Annotated in this window: 20 protein-coding genes; 9 read left to right on the top strand and 11 right to left on the bottom strand. The window is 73.8% G+C overall.

Features of this window, described 5'->3' with window-relative positions:
- Positions 1–79 precede the first annotated feature (79 nt).
- Both ACFWEE_RS22925 and ACFWEE_RS22920 read left to right on the top strand, forming a co-directional pair.
- The gene (locus ACFWEE_RS22925) at positions 80–631 is read left to right on the top strand and encodes a flavoprotein (RefSeq protein ID WP_386891650.1); all 552 of its coding nucleotides are present in this window, start codon (positions 80–82) and stop codon (positions 629–631) included.
- 9 nt (positions 632–640) lie between these two features.
- Positions 641–820, top strand: a complete 180-nt coding sequence (locus ACFWEE_RS22920; protein WP_386891648.1) for a hypothetical protein — start codon at positions 641–643, stop codon at positions 818–820.
- Positions 821–953: 133 nt separating this feature from the next.
- Here ACFWEE_RS22920 and ACFWEE_RS22915 read toward each other — a convergent pair whose 3' ends face one another.
- Positions 954–1,265: an excalibur calcium-binding domain-containing protein gene (locus tag ACFWEE_RS22915; RefSeq protein WP_386891646.1), complete on the bottom strand. Its 312-nt coding sequence runs from the start codon at positions 1,263–1,265 to the stop codon at positions 954–956.
- A gap of 243 nt (positions 1,266–1,508) precedes the next feature.
- Between ACFWEE_RS22915 and ACFWEE_RS22910 the strand changes: the two genes are divergently transcribed.
- The 4 genes from ACFWEE_RS22910 to ACFWEE_RS22895 all read left to right on the top strand — a co-directional run bounded on the left by ACFWEE_RS22910 (position 1,509) and on the right by ACFWEE_RS22895 (position 3,034).
- A complete protein-coding gene (locus ACFWEE_RS22910; protein WP_266703803.1) occupies positions 1,509–1,724 on the top strand; it encodes a hypothetical protein in 216 nt (71 codons plus the stop codon).
- A gap of 4 nt (positions 1,725–1,728) precedes the next feature.
- Positions 1,729–2,076, top strand: a complete 348-nt coding sequence (locus tag ACFWEE_RS22905; RefSeq protein WP_386891644.1) for a hypothetical protein — start codon at positions 1,729–1,731, stop codon at positions 2,074–2,076.
- Between the two features lie 116 nt (positions 2,077–2,192).
- A complete protein-coding gene (locus tag ACFWEE_RS22900) occupies positions 2,193–2,693 on the top strand; it encodes a hypothetical protein (protein WP_386891643.1) in 501 nt (166 codons plus the stop codon).
- Between the two features lie 110 nt (positions 2,694–2,803).
- Entirely contained in the window at positions 2,804–3,034 is a 231-nt protein-coding gene (locus tag ACFWEE_RS22895) for a DUF2277 domain-containing protein (RefSeq protein WP_327175540.1), read from the top strand.
- Between the two features lie 101 nt (positions 3,035–3,135).
- Here ACFWEE_RS22895 and ACFWEE_RS22890 read toward each other — a convergent pair whose 3' ends face one another.
- The 5 genes from ACFWEE_RS22890 to ACFWEE_RS22870 all read right to left on the bottom strand — a co-directional run bounded on the left by ACFWEE_RS22890 (position 3,136) and on the right by ACFWEE_RS22870 (position 7,653).
- Positions 3,136–3,828, bottom strand: a complete 693-nt coding sequence (locus tag ACFWEE_RS22890; protein WP_386891641.1) for a DedA family protein — start codon at positions 3,826–3,828, stop codon at positions 3,136–3,138.
- Between the two features lie 248 nt (positions 3,829–4,076).
- Complete coding sequence (locus tag ACFWEE_RS22885; RefSeq protein WP_386891640.1) at positions 4,077–4,241, bottom strand: hypothetical protein; 165 nt, start codon at positions 4,239–4,241, stop codon at positions 4,077–4,079.
- Positions 4,242–4,569: 328 nt separating this feature from the next.
- Positions 4,570–5,214 carry an HNH endonuclease family protein gene (locus ACFWEE_RS22880; RefSeq protein WP_386891638.1) on the bottom strand — a complete coding sequence of 215 codons (645 nt, stop codon included), beginning with the start codon at positions 5,212–5,214 and terminating at the stop codon, positions 4,570–4,572.
- 349 nt (positions 5,215–5,563) lie between these two features.
- A complete protein-coding gene (locus ACFWEE_RS22875; protein WP_386891636.1) occupies positions 5,564–6,229 on the bottom strand; it encodes an HAD-IA family hydrolase in 666 nt (221 codons plus the stop codon).
- 191 nt (positions 6,230–6,420) lie between these two features.
- Entirely contained in the window at positions 6,421–7,653 is a 1,233-nt protein-coding gene (locus ACFWEE_RS22870) for a peptidoglycan-binding protein (RefSeq protein WP_386891635.1), read from the bottom strand.
- A 138-nt stretch (positions 7,654–7,791) separates the two neighbouring features.
- Between ACFWEE_RS22870 and ACFWEE_RS22865 the strand changes: the two genes are divergently transcribed.
- Positions 7,792–9,876, top strand: a complete 2,085-nt coding sequence (locus ACFWEE_RS22865) for a DHA2 family efflux MFS transporter permease subunit (RefSeq protein ID WP_386891634.1) — start codon at positions 7,792–7,794, stop codon at positions 9,874–9,876.
- Between the two features lie 43 nt (positions 9,877–9,919).
- Here ACFWEE_RS22865 and ACFWEE_RS22860 read toward each other — a convergent pair whose 3' ends face one another.
- Positions 9,920–10,399, bottom strand: coding sequence for a GNAT family N-acetyltransferase (locus tag ACFWEE_RS22860; protein WP_386891633.1), 480 nt, complete (start codon positions 10,397–10,399; stop codon positions 9,920–9,922).
- A 210-nt stretch (positions 10,400–10,609) separates the two neighbouring features.
- On the opposite strand from ACFWEE_RS22860, the gene ACFWEE_RS22855 reads away from it, so the two are divergent.
- On the top strand, positions 10,610–12,733 hold the full coding sequence (locus tag ACFWEE_RS22855; RefSeq protein ID WP_386891631.1) for a bifunctional glycosyltransferase 87/phosphatase PAP2 family protein: 2,124 nt from the start codon (positions 10,610–10,612) through the stop codon (positions 12,731–12,733).
- 245 nt (positions 12,734–12,978) lie between these two features.
- Positions 12,979–14,097 (top strand): MFS transporter, encoded by a 1,119-nt coding sequence (locus ACFWEE_RS22850; protein ID WP_386891678.1) that lies wholly within the window; start codon positions 12,979–12,981, stop codon positions 14,095–14,097.
- 97 nt (positions 14,098–14,194) lie between these two features.
- On the opposite strand, the gene ACFWEE_RS22845 is transcribed toward ACFWEE_RS22850, so the two are convergent.
- From ACFWEE_RS22845 to ACFWEE_RS22830, 4 genes are all read right to left on the bottom strand, one after another.
- Positions 14,195–14,632: a transglycosylase SLT domain-containing protein gene (locus ACFWEE_RS22845; RefSeq protein ID WP_386891629.1), complete on the bottom strand. Its 438-nt coding sequence runs from the start codon at positions 14,630–14,632 to the stop codon at positions 14,195–14,197.
- Between the two features lie 271 nt (positions 14,633–14,903).
- A complete protein-coding gene (locus tag ACFWEE_RS22840) occupies positions 14,904–15,833 on the bottom strand; it encodes an ECF transporter S component (protein ID WP_386891627.1) in 930 nt (309 codons plus the stop codon).
- Positions 15,830–17,641, bottom strand: a complete 1,812-nt coding sequence (locus tag ACFWEE_RS22835; protein WP_386891626.1) for an ABC transporter ATP-binding protein — start codon at positions 17,639–17,641, stop codon at positions 15,830–15,832. Before ACFWEE_RS22835 ends, ACFWEE_RS22840 begins: the two co-directional genes overlap by 4 nt.
- Positions 17,638–18,837, bottom strand: coding sequence for an energy-coupling factor transporter transmembrane protein EcfT (locus ACFWEE_RS22830; RefSeq protein WP_386891625.1), 1,200 nt, complete (start codon positions 18,835–18,837; stop codon positions 17,638–17,640). Before ACFWEE_RS22830 ends, ACFWEE_RS22835 begins: the two co-directional genes overlap by 4 nt.
- Positions 18,838–18,846 lie beyond the last annotated feature (9 nt).

Below are 18,846 nucleotides of genomic sequence, written 5' to 3'. Positions count from 1 at the left end.
CACTGTGGGCGCGGGTCCCATCGGAAGCGATACCACCCGTTCCGGGGGCGTTTGCATCCGGGGAGGAACGCGGGGTGGTATGGCCTGCATGACGACTCTTTACGTGTTCTGTTCTGCTGCCCCTCCGGTGTTCGACGTATTACGTGTAGTGAGAAAGGCGCAGGCGCGCGGCTGGGACGTCTGTCTCGGCCTCACGCCGACGGCGGCGCGGTGGCTGGCGCCCCAACTGCCCGCGCTGGAGGAGGCGACCGGACACCCGGTGCGATCCGACTACAAGATGCCCGGTGATCCGGACGTCTGGCCCCCGGCGGATGTGATTCTCGTCGCGCCGGCGACCTTCAACACGCTCAACCAATGGGCGCTCGGCATCACTTCGACCTTCGTCGTCGGCGTGGTCGCCGAGGGCACCGGCAAGGACATACCGATCGTGGCCATGCCGTGCGCAAATGCCGCCTACGTGCGACATCCGCAGTTCAGGAGGTCTTTGGAGACGCTCCGCGAGGCGGGCGTGAACGTGCTCTTCGGGCCCGGCGGGTTCGAGCCGAACCGGCCGGGCGAGGGAAGACCCGAGGAGTTTCCGTGGACATTGGCGCTCGATGCCGTGGACACCGTTGTCAGTTCGGCGCCGTAATCTGTACGCATGTCCACTTTTCCTCCGGCGACTGCTCCCGTGCGCTCACCTGACGCGGTGAACGCGGACATCCGCGCACTGTGGCAGTGTTCGGGCGGACGACTGTCGCCGGAGGGCGAGGCGACCTATCAGCGTCTGCTGGTCGAATGGGCGTCCGCGATGCACGCCGACATGGCGGAGGCGGCCTGACCGGAGGCGGCCTGACCGGGGGCGCCTCCGCCGTCCCGGTCCTGCCGCCTCCCCGTCGAGGGCCGGTCCGAACCGCCGTCTCGGGGGACCGCCCACTCGCAGGCGGTCCGAACCGCCCCCCTCGCGTCCCCGCCTACTCGCAGGCGACCCCGTCGCCGTCGCGGTCCAGGTGGGCGCCGAAGCCGGGTTCTCCCCGGTGGATGGGGGCGGCCCCGGCGGCCCGGACGGCCGTGCAGTTGGCGTAGGAGGTGGCGGTCCCCGCGGGTGCGTCGTCGGCACTGGTGCCGTCGTGGGCCCCGGCCCCTCCCGAACCCGACGTGTGCGGCCTGTCCGACGTACGCGAAGTGCCGTTCTCCGCGCTTCCGTTGGAGGCGTCGTCGCGGGTGTCGTCGGCGTGCGCGGGTTCGGGTTTCGGTTCCGGTTCGGGGGCGACCGTGACGCGCAACGTCTCGGTGACCGTCGGGGCGGGCTCCGGGCGGGCGGTGACGGTAGGACGGACCCCTCGGACGAGTGCGCGGACGGTCGGTGGAGGTCCGAACGTAGCCGGGGCGCCGGGCGCCCGGAGCCGTATCTTCCGCTGGTGATGGAGCCGTGACCGTACGGTGAACAGCGCGGTACGCGGCGTTCGAGGCGGGGGACCGGTCGCCGCCGGGATGCGCACTCGGCGGGTGCGGGGCACCGTAGACGCATGGCTGTACACCCGCCCGTGATCGTCTTCCCGCCGTCGTCGAACGGCGCGCGGAGGGTGACGGTGCACGGGCGGATCGTGGGGCTGGCCCACGGCCGGGGAGAGGTGGCCGCACTTCTCCGTACGGCGGGACTCGTACCCGACGGGGAGGGAGCCGACCTTGATCAGCCCGACCTGATCGAGTGGCGAGGCGGAGACCTCGACACCTGGAGGTGAGCCCGTGAAGCCCCACCGCACCCCGCGGGCGCGCACGTCGATCGAGCCGCCTCCCGGCTACTACACCCCGCATGCCACCCCGCCGGACGACACGCAGCGCAGCCTCATCCTCGACTGGGCCGTCACGCAGCGGATCGCCGACGGATGGCGGGTGGAATCGCGCTCCGGCGCGCAGGCCGTCCTGGTGCGCGGGCAGCCCGTCAACCACGTGCTGCACGCCTTCCTGACGGTGTTCACCTGCTTCCTCTGGGGCCCGGTCTGGCTGGTGCTGGCCCTGGTCAACAAGGTCGAGCGGGCCGTTCTGACCGTGGACGCGCAGGGGCACGTCGTCACCGTCGTCGCCACACCCTGACCCGGACGCCCGGGTCGCTGTCCTCTCGTTCTCTCCCTCCACCCCGCTGATCCCGTACCGCGGTGCGGCTTCCGTTTCCGTACGTCCACCGCGTTCCGTCGCACGAAGGAGTGTCCATGACGCAGTCGGCATCCACCCCCGGAGGACCGCGGGAGACGACGGACGGGACGGGGGGACCTGGGCACACCGGCGGGCCCGGCCGTACACCGGGCGGCGGCGGGAAGAGCCCGCAGCCGGGCGGGCACTGGGCGGCGGCGGGGACGATGTTCGCGGGCGTACTGCTGCTCGTGGACGGCGTGCTCGGCATCCTCAAGGGCGTCTCGGGCATCGCCACCGACGACGTGTTCGCGCGCATCAACCACTACGTCTTCAAGTTCGACCTGACCGCGTGGGGCTGGATCCACCTGGCGCTCGGGGTGATCCTCGTCATCGTCGGCTGGTTCATCCTCAAGGGCGCGGGCTGGGCGCGCGGGGCGGGTGTGGCGCTCGCCGCCCTCAACCTGATCGCGAACTTCCTCTGGCTGCCCTACGCGCCCATCACCGCCCTCATCTCCATCGCCATCGACGCGGTGGTCATCTGGGCCCTGTGCACGGACCGGCAGGGCGCGGTGATCTGAGGGCTGTCCCGCCGGTCGGAGGGCTTTTCCCACAGGGTCCAGTGCCCTCGTGGGACGGCTTGCCTCCGGGACACGGGCCGGATGTCAGTGGTGGGGGTCACACTGGAGTCATGTGCCGCAGTATCAAGACGCTCCGACCGCCGGCCCTCCCCGAGGAGGCCACCGAAGAGGACATGAGAGCCGCCGCCCTGCAGTTCGTCCGCAAGGTGTCCGGCTTCCGTGCCCCCGCCGCGCACAACCAGGAGGTGTTCGACCGGGCCGTGGAGGAGATCACGGCCGCCACGCACCGGCTTCTCGACGGCTTGGAGGTGCGGGGCGCCCACACGGCCGCGCACGGCTGAGGGCGCTCAGGTGGGGTCCGGCGGATCATGGCCGGAGTCGCTCAGGAGGCGGTCGCGCAAGAAGCGGTTGCGCAAGAAGCGGTTGCTCAGAGGTCGGTCGCTCAGGGGGCCGGGGTGAGGCCGGCCGGGGCCTGGGCGGCCGAGGCAGCCGCCTCGGCCAGCGCCTGCTGGGCCGCAGCCGCCGGGCGGCGCATCACGAACGCCGCCAGGCCGCCCGCGACGAAGAGCGCGAGTACGGAGATGGCCGTGCCGAACCAGGTGGCGCCCAGCCACTGGCCGCCGAAGTAACCCAGTCCGACGCTGTAACCGGCCCAGGCGACCCCCGCCACCGCCGACCAGGGCAGGAACTCCTTCACCTTGCGGTGCGCCGCGCCCGCGCCGAGCGAGACCACGGACCGGCCCGCCGGGGCGAAGCGCGCGATCACGACGAGCGCGCCGCCGCCGCGGCTGAGCGCCGCGCCCAGACGTTCCTGCGCCGAGGTGAGGCGCCGGGACCGGGCGATGGCGCGGTCCAGCCGCTCGCCGCCGCGCCAGGCGAGGCGGTACGCGACCAGGTCGCCGAGGACGGACGCGGCTGCCGCGCTCAGCGCGAGGAAGAGCAGGGACGGCGCCGCGTGGGTCGCCGCGCCGGGGGCACCCGCGACCGTGGTCGAACCCGCGGCAGCCGCGGTGGCCGCGGTGATCACCAGGACGCCGCTGGGGAGGACGGGGAGGAACACGTCCAGGAGCACCGAGAGGCCCACCACGAGGTAGACCCATGGGCTGCTTGTCAGCGCACCCACACTCTCAAACACGTCCTACTCCCCGGTTCGTATCAACGCCGCGACGTCGCAGGGGAGCGGCAGGAGCGGCAGGGTCAGCTGTACAGCGTACGCCTGCGGTTCACCCGTACGTCGTCGGGGGAGGGCGGTGTTGTGCAGCTCACGCGCACTGTCGGGCGGGCTCCGGCCGGGGCCGGTGCGGGCACGCGCACGGGAGCCCGGACCCGCCGGGGACACGGCGGATCCGGGCTCCTGGGCCAAGGCCCGGACGGGCGCCCGGGTCAGGCGCTCAGGGCGGCGGACCGGCCGGGCGATCCCGGTGCGTCGGCGGGGTGGTCCGGCCCGCGCCGCAGCAGCCGGTCGGCCGCCGCCGCACCGGGGCCGGTGAAGGCCGGCAGGAGGAACACCCAGCAGAAGACGGCCGACGCCTCGCCGTCGTTCTCCATGGGAAGGAGGCCGTGCGACTGGTGCAACCCAGGGGTGGTGCGGGACCCCGGAAGGGGGGATTCCGGGGGGTGATCGAAAAGGGACCGCAAGCTCTCGGCCCGTGAGCGTTTCATGGTTGTTTCCAGCGGGACGCCGCTACCCGGGGCTCCGGATCTTGCCGTTTCCCCAGTCCCGGCTGTCCTGCGACGCCCGGCGCGCACGCTCGCCGCGTTGCCGGGATCGCCCCGGTACGTCCAGTACCGGGGTGACCCTCCGCCGTGCGGTCGCGCGCACCGGACGCCGCGGGACCCGCCCTCCAGACGGTCGGCGCTACCTCCCCAACGCGCTTCAGCAGCCGTTGAGGGTCGTCGTCAGCGCGGTCTTCTCCGCGGAGTCGACGGTCAGCTTGTAGTAGTACTTCACCTGCACCCAGGCCCGCACATAGGTGCAGACGTAGGCGGCGCGGGACGGGAGCCAGCTGGCGGGGTCCTTGTCGCCCTTGGACTGGTTGACGTTGTCCGTCACGGCGATCAGCTGGGGGCGCGTCAGGTCGTTGGCGAACGCCTGGCGCTGTGCGGTCGTCCAGGCGTTGGCGCCCGAACGCCAGGCCTCGGCCAGCGGGACCATGTGGTCGATGTCGAGGTCGGAGGCGGCGGTCCAGGTCGCACCGTCGTACTGGGAGTACCAACTGCCGCTCGTGGCCGAACAGCTGGTGTTCGTGACGACTCCGCTTCCGTCGCGCTTCAGCACGGTCTCGCGGGTGTCGCAGGCGCCGGACTGGGTGATCCAGTGCGGGAACAGGTCGCGGCTGTAACCGCTCGTGGTGCCCGCCGCCGCGACCGTCAGCTGGCCGAGGTAGGTGCGGGCGGTGGCGGCGCTGACCGGGGTCGGCATCGCGGCCTGGGCGGACGGCGCGGTGAGCAGCCCGGTGGCGGCGGCGAGCGCGGCGGAGGCGGCGACGACGGCTATGCGACGCGCGTAGAACCTTGACATGCGAACTCCTCTGATGTGGGGGTGCGTTGACCGGGCTGCTCGGGTTGGAGCCCGGTCATCGTCGCGGTGCCAGGTTTCTGTGGGGTGGGCACCAGGTAACAGCGTGACGACATGAGCACGTCACATCAAGAGGTCGAACAAGGGGCTCTGTCGTTCGACAGGCCGCCCGTGAGGGTGAGTTGGTGCTCGGGGAGGGCGGGTTGGCGCCCGGTGGGGGAGGGGGGAGCGTCGCGTGGCCGGGTACGCCGAAGCCCGCCGGGGCCATGGGCGCCCGGCGGGCTTCGGGTGTGGCGGGTGGGTGGGGCGTACGCGCGCGGGGCCGTGTCCTTCGGGTGTGCGCCCCGGTGGGTCAGCGGCCTTCGCGGATGTGCAGCTTCAACGAGCCGTCGGCCAGGGCCTCCACCCGGACCTGGGTCAGGTCGTCGACGTGGGCGTCCGGGGAGAGGGCCGCCGCGCGCGGGCCCACACCCACGACGCGCATGCCGGCCGCGTGGCCGGCGGCGATGCCCGCCTCGGAGTCCTCGAACACGACGCAGTCGGCGGGGGCGAAGCCGAGCTCGGCGGCGCCCTTGAGGAAGCCCTCCGGGTCCGGCTTGCTGGCGCCGACGCACTCGGCGGTGACGCGGACCACGGGCATCGGCAGCTCGGCCGCCGCCATCCGGGTTCCGGCGAGAGCCGCGTCCGCCGAGGTCACCAGGGCGTGCGGCAGGTCCGCGAGTGCGGCCATGAATGCCGGGGCTCCGCCGACCGGCACGACGCCGTCGATGTCGGCGGTCTCCTCGGCCAGCATCACGCGATTGTCCGCGTGGTTCTGCTCCATGGGGCGGTCCGGGAGGAGGATCGCCATCGTGGCGTACCCCTGCCGCCCGTGCACCACCTTGATCGTGGCCTCCGGGTCCAGCCCGTGCTCCACGGCCCAGCGGCGCCAGCAGCGCTCCACGACCGCGTCGGAGTTGACCAGGGTTCCGTCCATGTCGAGGAGGACGGCGTTGGCTGCGAGGACGGTGGCCGGCATGAGCGAGCTCCAGAGCACGAAGTGCGTAGGGGACGCGTGCGCCACGGGCGCGAGGACGTGCGGCGCACGAAGAACAAGAGCAGCCCCGCCCGCCGGTCAGGGAGTGCGGGCGAAGCCACTTTGTTCCATCACGATACAAAAAGCTGCTCCGGAACGCCAATCCCTCCGGGCCGGGCCGCCACCCGGTCGGGTCAGTGCTTGCTCTCCCCGCTCGTCGCCGCCTCCAGCGCGCTCCGGGTGTTGGGCCCGTACACGCCCGAGGGGTCGCCCTGGATGTGGTGGATCGACTGGTACATCGACACGGCCCTCTCGACCCGGTCCGTGTAGTTGGAGTCGATCGAGCCGTAGAAGAGGTGCGCCTGCCGGAGCCGGGTCTGCAGCTCGGCGACCTCCGGTCCGTAGTCGCCGCGCTGCAAGGTGGCGGCGGCGACGCCCGCCGGCGGTGCGGTCGTGGCCGGGGGCGAGGCGTCGACCGGCGGGGCGGAGGTCGGATTGCTCGGCGTGGGCGACGGCATCCCGGCGGAAGCGGTCGGCGCCGCGCTCGCCCCGGTGGCCGAGGGAGAGGCCGAAGCCGAGGCGGACGGGGAGGCGGAGGCCGCCGAGGCGGAGGGCGAGGCCGTCGCGGAGGCCGACGCGGAGGCGGTCGGGCTCGCCGGGGCGTCCGTCGCCTCCGCGGTCGCGTCCGGAACGCTCGTCGTGGTCTCGGGCAGGCTCTCCTGCCGGGCGGCCTCGTCCCCGTCGAAGACGCCGCCGAGGACCGAGGCGGTCCCGATCATCGCGACGACGGCCGCCGCCACGCCCAGCGCGACGAACGGGCTCTTGCGGCGGGGCTGGACGGGGTCGGGCTTCGGCGCCCCGGCCCCACCGCCCCCGGGCGCGGACCCCGGTATCGGCATCGGCGCGGCCGGGGGCATCGGCCCGGCGGGCCGGTTCGTCCCGCGCTCGGCGCGCTCGGCCGGAGGCACCACGGGCAGCCGCATCGTCGAGTCGGCGGGCTCGGGGGCGGGCGCAGGCGCGGGGGCCTGGGCGGGGGCGCCCGTATCTTCCGTACCGCCCCCGCTGTCCGTATCTCCCGTACTTCCCGCGAGAGGTGCCTCGGCGCCGTCGGCCACGGCCCCACCGGCCACCACGGCCCCACCGGCCGTCGCGCCCTCGCCCCGCTTCGCCCCCTCCTCCTCGGAGTTCGGCAGCGTCACGTACGGCCTGATCCGCAGCGGGTCGAAGTCCTCGGCGGCTGCCACCTCGGCGGCGACACCGGGCTTCCCGCCGGTGTCCCCGGCGGCGTTCCCGCCGGTCCCCGCCCCGGCCGGTGCCGCTCCCGCGCCCGCGGCGGCGCAACCGCAGACCGGCGTGGCGCCCGGCCCGGGTGCCGGCGGTCTGCTGTCGAGCAGTCCGCCGCAGTTCGGGCACGTCTGTCCCGTCATCGTGGGTCCCCTCCCCTTGAATTGTCTTGGATTATGCAGGTCGCCGAGCGTGCGTTCGACGCGGTGTCACCGCTCAGCAGGCCATAAGCGGACATAGAGGTAAGGATGGTGTGTACCCGGAGATCCGAGGAGACGCCCATGGCCCAGCAGTCGAGTCCGCCGCTCGCGCCCGGGGAGGTACGGTCCACGCGGACGATTCTGGTGGCCATCGGCGCACTGCTGCTCGGCATGCTGCTCGCGGCGCTCGACCAGACGATCGTGTCCACGGCGCTTCCCACGATCGTCAGCGACCTCGGAGGCCTGGAGCACCTCTCGTGGGTGGTCACCGCCTACATGCTGGCGGCGACGGCGGCCACCCCGCTCTGGGGCAAGCTGGGCGACCAGTACGGACGTAAAAAACTCTTCCAGACCGCCATCGTCATCTTCCTGATCGGCTCGGCGCTCTGCGGCCTCGCGCAGAACATGCCGCAGCTGATCGGGTTCCGCGCGCTCCAGGGCCTCGGCGGCGGCGGGCTGATGGTGCTCTCGATGGCCATCGTCGGCGACATCGTGCCGCCCCGGGAGCGCGGCAAGTACCAGGGCCTCTTCGGGGCCGTGTTCGGCGTGACCAGCGTCCTCGGCCCGCTGCTGGGCGGCCTCTTCACCCAGCACCTCTCCTGGCGCTGGGTCTTCTACATCAACCTCCCGGTCGGCGCGGTCGCGCTGATCGTCATCGCCGCCGTCCTGCACATCCCGGTCAGGCGGACCAAGCACACCATCGACTACCTCGGCACCTTCCTCATCGCCGCGATGGCGACCTGCCTGGTCCTGGTGGCCTCCCTGGGCGGCACCACCTGGGACTGGGGCTCCGCACAGATCATCGGACTCTCCGTCCTCGCGGTGGTGCTCCTGATCGTCTTCGTGGCCGTCGAGCGGCGCGCCGCCGAACCCGTCCTGCCGCTGAAGCTCTTCCGTATCAGGACCTTCAGCCTCGTCGCCCTCATCAGCTTCGTCATCGGCTTCGCCATGTTCGGCGCGATGACCTACCTGCCGACGTTCCTCCAGGTCGTGCAGGGCATCACGCCGACCATGTCAGGCGTGCACATGCTGCCGATGGTGCTGGGGCTGCTGCTCACCTCGACCGGCTCCGGCCAGATCGTCAGCCGTACCGGCCGCTGGAAGGTGTTCCCGCTCGTCGGCACGGCTGTCACCGCGATCGGCCTGCTGCTCCTGCACCGGCTCGACGTGAACAGCTCGACCTGGGAGATGAGCGCCTACTTCTTCGTCTTCGGCGCCGGGCTCGGCCTGGTGATGCAGGTCCTCGTGCTGGTCGTGCAGAACGCCGTCCCCTACGAGGACCTGGGCGTCGCCACCTCCGGCGCCACGTTCTTCCGGTCCATCGGCGCCTCCTTCGGGGTCGCCATCTTCGGCACCATCTTCACCAGCCTGCTCAACGACCGGCTCGCCGACGCGCTCAGCGGCAGGCCGCTGCCGCCGGGCGTCGACCCCGGACGCCTGGCCGCCGACCCCCGTGGCATCGGGCAGCTCCCCGCCGACCTGCGCCCCTCCGTCCTCGACGCGTTCGCGACCTCCATCACCGACGTGTTCCTCTACGCGGCCCCGGTCGTGCTGATCGCCTTCGTCGTCGCGTGGTTCCTCAAGGAGGACAAGCTGCGCGGCTCGGTCACCGCACCCGACACCACCGAGACCCTGGCCTCCAACCCGGTCCAGCGCTCCTCCTACGACGAGTGCGCCCGCGCCCTCTCCGTCCTCGCCACCCGCGAGGGGCGGCGCGAGATCTACGAGAAGATCACCGCCCGCGCCGGATACGACCTGCTGCCCGCCGCCAGCTGGCTGCTGCTGCGCATCAAGCGGCACGGGGCGGTCGAGCCCGCCCGGCTCGCCGACGTCACCCCGCTGCCGCTGAAGGTCATCATCGACGCCTCCCGGCAGCTGGAGGGACGCGGGCTCGCGCGCCGCGAAGGCGTGCAGCTGGTGCTCACCGAACCGGGCGCGGAGGCCGTCGTACGGCTCTCCCGGGCCCGGGAGGACTCGCTCGCCGAGATGCTGGGCGACTGGTGGGGCCCGGACCGCCCGACCGATCTGGTCGCCCTGGTCTCCGAGCTGACCGCCGAGGTCAGCGGCTCCAGGAAGGAGCAGCCCCACCTGCCCGAGGCACCCCGCGACCACGCGGCCGAACCGCGCCACCCGGGCGGCCCGGAACCGCACCGCCCCGGGCTCTGACGACGGCGGGACCCCGATCCGGACGGGAGCCCCTCGGGGAACCTCACAGCTCCTTGGCGAACCAGTGGTCGGCGTACGGGCCGTCGTTGTACGCCGGGATCTCCCGGAACCCGTGCTTCGCGTACAGCCCCCGCGCCTCCACCAGATCGCTCCGGGTGTCGAGCCGGAGCACCCGCATCCCCGCCCCGCGCGCCACCTCCTCGGCCGCCGCCACCAGCAGCCCGCCGCCCCCGGTGCGCCGGAACGCGGGGCGCACGTAGACCCGGGTCAGCTCCGCGACGGCCGTCGCCGGGTCCAGGAACACCCCGACGCAGCTCGCCGGCTCGCCCGCCCACCGCCCCACCAGGAGCCGGCCGGTGGGTGGGGCGAGGCGGTCGGCGCCGTCGTCCGTCAGCCCTTCGTCGATCTCCGCCTCGGTCGCCCGCCGCTTCCAGTAGCGGCTGGCGAGTTCGTCGTAGTAGTCCCGCAGCAGGCGCGCCGCGTCCGGCGTGTCGAAGCGCTCCGGGGTCAAAGTCCAGGTCATGGGCCGATCCGATCACCGCAACGATCGGGAGGGAAGCGAATTTCCCCCCGGCGCCGGGACGCCCGGGGCAGGGGGGAATCCGGGGGCCCGCGTGACGCGGCTGGCATTCTTTTGGGCAAAACGACGTGACGGTCAGGCGAAGTGGGGGTTGATGGTGTCTACCCCCAGGGGCAATGCGAGGCTTCATGGGCACGACCCGTATCCACGGGAATGTGCCAGAAGCGGTGGGAGGGTCGGCGCAGCGTGACACATGCGGAACACGGCGTGCGCGGGAGCGTGGCGACGGACGCGGAGACGAGGACCGGGACGGTCCGGATCGTGCTCTGGCTGGTCGTCGCCGCTCTCGCCGTACGCCAGATGACGGTGGTACTCAGACAGCCGCCGGGTGAGCGGCTGACCGATCTGGAGACCTGGATCGGGGAGAACGGCGTCCTGCGCGTCAAGGGCTCGCTCTACGACCCGGACCGGTTCACCGGCACACCGTTCGCGGGGCTCGTCCTGAAGCCGCTCGGCGCGTCGGCGGAGGAAGCCCTCGGGATCGCCTGGACCACCGTCTCCCTGCTGCTCGTCGTCGCGCTCGGCCTGGTCGCCGCCCGCGCGCTGCCCTCCCCGGTGGGCCGCCGCACCGCGTTGTTCGCCGCCCCGGCCGCCATCACCCTGCTCATGGTGTCGCTGCCGGTGCGCAACGCGCTGCACCTCGGGCAGACCAGCATCCTGCCGGTGCTGCTGGTCCTCGTCGGCTGCCTCACCGTCCGCGACCACCGGGCCCAGGGCCTGCTGGTCGGGATCGCGGCGGCGCTCCAGCCGCCCGTGCTGCTCTTCGCGGTCCTCCTCTGGCTGACCGGACGCCGCCGCGCCGCCCTGACGGGCGGCGCCACCTTCGTCGCGCTCACCGCCGTCGCCTGGGCCGCGCTGCCGCACGACTCCTGGACGTACTGGATCCACCACGTCGCCGGAGCCGGGCTCGGTGAGCGCCCGGACGGCCTCGCCAACCAGTCGCTGCACGGTGCGCTGCTCCGCCTCGGCCTCCACGGTCCGCTGGAGATCACCGTCCTGCTGGTCCTGGCCGTCGCCGTCGCCGTGCTCGGACTGCGCCGCGCCGCCCGGTACGCCCGGGACGGGCAGTTCCTCCTCGCCGTCTCGGTGACCGGCTGCGTGGCCGTCGTCGTCTCCCCGACCACCTGGCAGCACCAGCTGCTCTGGGTGCTGCTCGCGGTGGTCGGCCGGGTCGGGAAGCGGGCCTCGGACCGGCTGGTCTGGCCCGCCGTGGTGGTCCTCGTCCTCACCCTGCCCGGCACCATGCTGCTGCCGAACGTCGGGGTGCTCCACCCGGTGCGCGACAACGTGCTGCTGCTCACCGCGCTCGCCGCGGCCTGCGCCGTGCCGTTCCTGCCGCGCACCTCGCCCTACTGGTCGGTGCCGGTCCCCACCGACTACGCCCGGCCGGTACCGGCGCGCTGGAGCCGGGTGCCGCTGCTGCCGTTCTGGCGCCGGGTGCTGACCCGCCCCAACCTGCTGCTGGAGCTCCTGCTCATCCGGGTCGTCTACTCCGCGTACGCCAAGGTCCGGCTCGCCGCGACGGCGGGCCGCCCCACGGCGGAGAAGCACGGCCGGCAGATCCACTCGCTGGAGCGGTGGCTGCACATCGACGTCGAGCACTGGTTCAACCACAAGGTCGCCGGAATCGGCTGGATGCGGGACTTCTTCGACTACTACTACTCGACGTTCCACTTCATCATCCCGCTGACCATCCTCGGCGTGCTCTACGTGCGCCGCCCCGCCGACTACCGCTGGGCCCGCTCCACCATCGGCTTCGCGACCCTCCTCGCCCTGGTCGGCTTCTGGCTCTACCCGCTGGCCCCGCCGCGGCTCATGCCCGGCCTCGGGTTCATCGACACCGTGCACGGCGTCCAGGACTTCTCCAAGCCCGACTACGGGACGCTGACCTCGGTCACCAACCAGTACGCGGCCATGCCGTCGCTGCACTTCGGCTGGTCGCTCTGGTGCGGGCTGATGATCCTGATCCTCGCCCCGAAGGTCTGGATGAAGCCGCTGGGGCTGCTCCACCCGTTCTTCACCATCTGCGCCATCGTGGGCACCGGCAACCACTGGATCCTCGACGCGGCGGGCGGCGCCCTGGTCGTCTCGCTCGGCTTCCTGCTGACCTGGGCGCTGGCCGGACCGCGCCGACTGCGGAGCCCGGACGACGACCGCGACCGCGGGCCGGTGGCGGGGAGCGGGGGCAGACCCCCGGCGGACGCCCGGCCACTGGCGGGCAGCGCGGGCAGTGCTGGACGCTCGGGAGGCGGGGCGGCGGGCGCGGCCCGCGAGTGAGCCGGTACGGCCCCGGGCGTGATGAGGGGGGGAGCCGGAGCGCGCAGGGCCGCACGGGAGCGTACGCGGCCGGAAACCGGGTTGCGCCGGACCGGCGAGCCCGATGGGCTGCCTCCATGGACGGAATCGCGGGACCGGCGCGCCGGGCAGGGCCGACGCGTGGACCACGGCGTGTTGCGAACGTCCCGCCCGCCGGGCGGACGACCCGACACCCGGCACGCCCCCTGGCGGTGCTCGCGGCCCTCATGCTGGCCGCCTTCACCTTCAACACGGCGGAGAACCTGCCCGTCGGCCTCCTGGAGGTCATCGCCGGGGACCTGCGGGTGTCGGTGCAGGCGGTCGGGCTGCTGATCACCGGGTACGGCGTGACCGTGGCCGTCGGGTCCCTGCCACTCGCCCACGCCGTGCGGGCGGTGCCCCGACGCCATGTGCTCACGGGGCTGCTGGCCGCGCTCGTCGTCTCCAGCCTCGCCGCCGCGTCGGCCCCGTCCTACGGGGTGCTCCTCGGGGCCCGGCTGGTGACCGCGCTCGCCCAGGCGCTGTTCTGGGCGGTGATGGGGCCGGTCGCGGTGGGTCTCTTCCCGGCCGGAGTCCGCGGCCGGGTGATCGGGGCGCTCTCCGTGGCCGGCTCGCTCGCCCTCGTGCTCGGTGTGCCCGCCGGTTCCTGGCTGGGCCGGCAGAGCGGCTGGCAGGTGCCGGTCGTCCTGCTCGCCGCCGCCGGAACCGTCTCCCTGGTGACGATCGCGGTCCTGCTGCCGACCTCGCGTCCCGAGGACGAGCCCGCCGCCCGCGGGACCCGTCCCGACGTCCGCCGGTTCGTGGTCGTCCTGGTGACCGGGGCCCTCGCCGCCACCGGGGCGTTCGCGGGATTCACGTACGTCGTGAAGTTCCTGGGGGACGTGAGCGGCTTCGCGCCCGGCACCGTCGGCGTCCTGATCACGGCGTTCGGCGTGGCGTGCCTGGCCGGGGTGAGCGTCACCGGGGCGCTGCTGGACCGCTTCCCCCATGCCGCGCTGTTCGCCGCCGTGTCCACGCAGGCCGTGGGGATGCTCGGCCTCTGCGCGGCCGGGACCGAGCCGGTGGCGGCGGTGGTGTTCCTGGTGCTGATGGGCGGGGCGCTCGGCCCGGTGTTCATGACCACGCAGAACGCGATGCTGCACTGCGCCCCGGGGCGCACGGACCTCGCGCTCGCGGCGAACTCGGGTGCCTACAACGCCGGTATCGCGGCGGGCGCCGCCCTCGGCGGACTGGTCCTGTCACTCGCCGACGTGCGGGGCGCCTTCCTCGTCGGCGGTCTGCTCTCCGTCGCGGCCTGCGCGGTGGCGCTCCTCGGCGGGGCTCCGCGCAGGCGGACCGGACCGTGAGGGCCCGGTGCGGGCGGACACGGCGAAGCCCGGGCCGGGACCTCGGTGAAGAGGTCCCGGCCCGGGCTTCGTCCTGCGGGCTGCTGCGCGGGCCGGCTCAGTACCAGCTATTGGCCTGCCAGAAGTCCCAGGCGCCGCACGGGCTGCCGTAGCGCTCGTTCATGTAGTTGAGGCCCCACTTGATCTGCGTGGCGGGGTTGGTCTGCCAGTCGGAACCGGCGGAGGCCATCTTGGAGGCGGGCAGGGCCTGGACCAGGCCGTACGCGCCGGAGGAAGCGTTGGTGGCGCTCGGGTTCCAGCCGCTCTCGTGCGACACGATGTTGCTGAAGCACTGGAACTGGGCGCTGTCACCGATCATCTGCTTCGCCGTGGCCTGCGCGCTCGCGGCTGCGGTCGTCGCGGTGGGCGTGGCGGCGGACGCCGTACCGGCGCCGAGGGCCAGGCCACTGCCACCGAGGAGTACGGCGGCGCCGGCGAGGACGGTCTTGCGGCCTGCGATGCGGGGCTGGGCGAGGAAACGACGGGCGAACGACACGAAGAAACCTAACGTCGGGGGCAGGTGGCGTCGCGGGCCGGTTCTGTGGTGAATGATCCGGGCGTCCCCACCTGGGCCCTGGTGACCTGATGACGGCCGACCGGGCCACCGAGGTGTTCGGCGACGAGAACCATGGTTAGCCCCGGCGTCCGGCGCTGGCAATGCCCTCCCGACGGCGGCCGTACGACCCCGGGTCGGACCCCGGGCCCAAGGTCCCGAACGCGGACAAAGAGGAGTCGTGGCAGGTCAGCGATGGTGTGAAAAGGGCGGCTCATCCATCGGTGTCGCTACTATCCGGCTTGGGGGAGGACCAAGTGCCTGTGGGTGTCCTCACGCCGCCGGGACCCTCGAATGTGACCTGGGCCTCGAAGGACGCGCGCCGGGTCGCCCGGCGGAGCGCCCTCAGGAGGACCGGCCCCACGGCGAGCGTCAGCACCACGGTCAGCGCCGCCCGGCCCAGGTCCCAGCCGAGCGAGGTGGTCAGGCAGTACGCCAGGAAGCGGACCAGGTTCTCGTGCACCGGGTCGCCCGCCACGAAGGAGATGCCCGAGCCCAGCCCTGGCACGATCGTCCAGCCGTAGAGGTTCATCACCGTGCCGTAGAGGAGGGAGGCCACCGCGCCGTACGCCGCGAGCATCGCGGTCTCCGCCCGGCCGCGCAGCCGCTCCGGCCCCGGCAGCAGGCCCGCGCCCATGGTGAACCAGGCCATCGACAGCATCTGGAACGGCATCCACGGCCCCACCCCGCCGGTGAGCAGCGCCGACGCGAACATCGTGACCGCGCCCAGCACGAAGCCGAAGCCGGGCCCGAGCACCCGCCCGCTGAGCACCATCAGGAAGAACATCGGTTCCAGCCCCGCCGTCCCCGCCCCCAGCGGGCGCAGGGCGGCGCCGACCGCCGCGAGCACGCCCAGCATCGCGACGGCCTTCGCGTCCAGCCCGGCGTCCGCGATCGTCGCCACGGCCACCGCCACCAGCAGCGGCAGCAGCGCGCCGAACAGCCACGGCCCGTCCTGCGCGTGGGCGGTGCCGAAGGCGGGCCCGGCGAGCAGCGGCCAGCCGAAGGCCGCCACCCCCACCGCGCTGACCAGCACCAGCGCCACGACCGCACGCGGACCGAGCCGGACCGGACGGACCCGCCGCCCGCCGGTCGCGGAGCCTTCGGGGAGTGCGGTGCCGTCGAGGCGCGCGGTGCCGGTCATGCGCCGGCCTCCAGGGCCGCGCGGACCTGGTTCACGGTGAGCCACTCCTGCGGGGCGAGGATCTTCGCGGTCTGCGGGGCGTACGCGGGGGAGGAGACCACCACCTGCCGGGTCGGGCCGTCCGCGACGACCTCCCCGCCGGCCAGGATCACCACCCGGTCCGCCAGTTCCGCCGCCAGCTCCACGTCGTGGGTGGCCAGCACGATTCCGTGCCCCTCGGCCGCCAGGCCGCGCAACACGCCGACCAGTCGGGCCTTCGCCGCGTAGTCGAGGCCCCGGGTCGGCTCGTCCAGCAGGATCAGCGGCGGCCGGGCGGTCAGCACGAGCGCCAGCGCCAGGGTCAGCCGCTGGCCCTCGGAGAGGTCGCGGGGGTGGGTGCCGTCCGGCACTCCGGGCAGCAGGCGGGAGACGAGGGCCCGGCAGCTGCCCGCCGGGGCACCCGCGTCGGCGTCGGCCGCCGCGCACTCGGCGGCCACCGTCTCCGCGTACAGCAGGTCGCGGGGCTCCTGCGGCACCAGCCCGACCCGGCGCACCATGGTGCGCGGGTCGGTGCGCGACGGCTCCAGACCGCCCACGCGGACCCGTCCGGCGGTCGGCGAAACCATGCCGACGAGCGCCCCGAGCAGGGTGGACTTCCCGGCGCCGTTGCGGCCCATCAGGGCCACGGTCTCCCCGGCCCGGACGTCCAGGGTCACCGCGCGCAGCGCCTCCACCCGGCCGCGCCGCACCCCGAGCCCCTCGGCCCGCGCCAGCGGAGCGGTGGGGCCGAAAGCGGCTGCGGGGCCGGTCGCGGGGCCGGTGGTACGCGCCCGGGGTGCGCGCCGGAGGCCGAAGAGGCCGGTGCGCGGAGCGGGCGCCGGAGCGAGGGCCGGAGCGGGGGCACCGGCAATGGTGTCGGATGCGCCGTGCGCGCCGGGCGCGAGACGTACGGGGGACGGGCCCCGCGCGGGGCCCGCGGGGGGCGTGGACGGCGGCGCCGCGGCGGGCGACCGGTCGGCCAGCCGCTCCCGCAGCCCGGCCGCCCGCCGCCGGGCGTCCCGTACGGAGAGCGGCAGCGGGTCCCAGCCCGCCAGCAGCCCCAGTTCGGCGACGGGCGGCCGGACCGGCGAGACGGCCATGATCTCCCCGGGCGCGCCGACGACCGGGGCGGCGCCGGGGGCGGGCAGCAGCACGACCCGGTCCGCGTACTGCACCACGCGCTCCAGCCGGTGTTCGGCCATCAGCACGGTCGTACCCAGGTCGTGCACGAGGCGCTGGAGCACCGCGAGGACCTCCTCGGCCGCCGCCGGGTCCAGCGCGGACGTCGGCTCGTCGAGCACCAGCACCTTCGGGTGCGGGGTCAGCACCGAGCCGATCGCGACCCGCTGCCGCTGTCCGCCGGAGAGCGTGGCGATCGGCCGGTCCCGCAGCTCCGCGAGCCCCAGCAGGTCGAGGGTCTCCTCCACCCGGCGGCGCATCACGTCCGGGGCGAGCCCCAACGACTCCATGCCGTAAGCGAGTTCGTCCTCCACGGTGTCCGTGACGAAGTGCGCGGCGGGGTCCTGGCCCACCGTGCCCACCAGATCGGCGAGTTCACGTGGTTTGTGGGTGCGCGTGTCCCGCCCGTCGACGGTGACCCGGCCGCTCAGCGTCCCGCCGGTGAAGTGCGGCACCAGCCCCGGCACCGCGCCGAGCAGCGTCGACTTGCCGACCCCGGACGGGCCGACGAGCAGCACCAACTCGCCCTCGGGCACGGTCAGATCGACGCCCGACAGGGTGGGCTCGGCCGCACCTTCGTACCGCAGGGAGACCTGCTCGAACCGGATCACTGGTCCTCCTTCGGATACGGCGGCACGACAGCCGGACGCGGCGGCACGACGGCCGGATACGGCGGCGCGACGGCCGGACGCGGCGGCACGGGGGCGGCGAACGCGGGCAGCAGCCCGATCAGGATGCCCGCGGCGGGCCACAGCGGCAGCACGGGCGGGGCCGGCGGGACGACGCCGGGCCGCAGCGCCGCCGGGTCCACCGAACCCGCCCGGATCATCGCCGCGGCCACCAGCACGCCCGACCCCGCCACCAGCCACGCCCGTACGCCCCACCGGTCGGGCCGGTACCGGGTGCGCACCGAGCGACGGCCGCCGAGGCGCAGCCCGGCCGTCGCCGCGACGAGCCCGCCCACCAGCAGCGGCAGCCCGTAGACCGCGCCCTCGGCGGCGAGCAGCCCGTACGTGCCGGCGCACACCCCCAGCAGGCCGCCGAGGGTCAGGACGTTGGTGGTGTGCCGGACCCGGGCGGGCACCCGGGCGGTCCGCCCGTACCCCCGCGCGTCCATCGAGGCGGCCACCGCGACCGACCGCTCCAGCGCGCCCTCCAGCACCGGCAGGCCGATCTGGGCGACCGCCCGGATGCCGCCGGTGGGACGGCCCCGCAGCCGCCGGGCGGTCCGCAGCCGCGCCACGTCGGCGACCATGTTCGGGGCGAACGTCATGGCGACGACGACCGCCACCCCCGCCTCGTACAGCGCGCCCGGCAGTGACTTCAGCAACCGGGCGGGACTGGCGAGGGAGTTGGCCGCGCCGACACAGATCAGCAGGGCGGCCATCCGCGCACCGTCGTACAGCGCGAAGAGGAGCTGTTCCGCGGTCACCCGGCCGCCGATCCGGACGCCCTCGGCCCATTCGGGCAGCGGCACCTCGGGGAGCGTGACCAGGGTGTGCGTGCCCGGGATCGACGACCCCAGGAACGCCGAGAAGACGAGCCGCACCCCGACGACGAAGAGGCCCAGCTTGACGAACGCCCCGTACGAACGGGCCCACGGCGCGTCCGTACGCCGCGCGGCCACCACATAACCGGCCACCCCCACCAGCAGCCCGAGCAGCAGCGGGTTGGTGGTGCGGGACGCGGCGGTCGCCAGGCCCAGCGCCCACAGCCACCACGCGCCGGCGGGCAGCGCGTTGCTCCGGTGCGCCCCGGGCGCGCGCAGGCCGCGCACGCGGCCCGTCGCGGCGGGAAGGCGGCTCATCGACGGCTC

Source organism: Streptomyces sp. NPDC060184 (assembly GCF_042728795.1).
Taxonomy (GTDB): Bacteria; Actinomycetota; Actinomycetes; order Streptomycetales; family Streptomycetaceae; genus Streptomyces.
The sequence above is the reverse complement of the archived record's forward strand: the minus strand, read 5'-3'. Positions and strand labels throughout refer to the sequence as shown.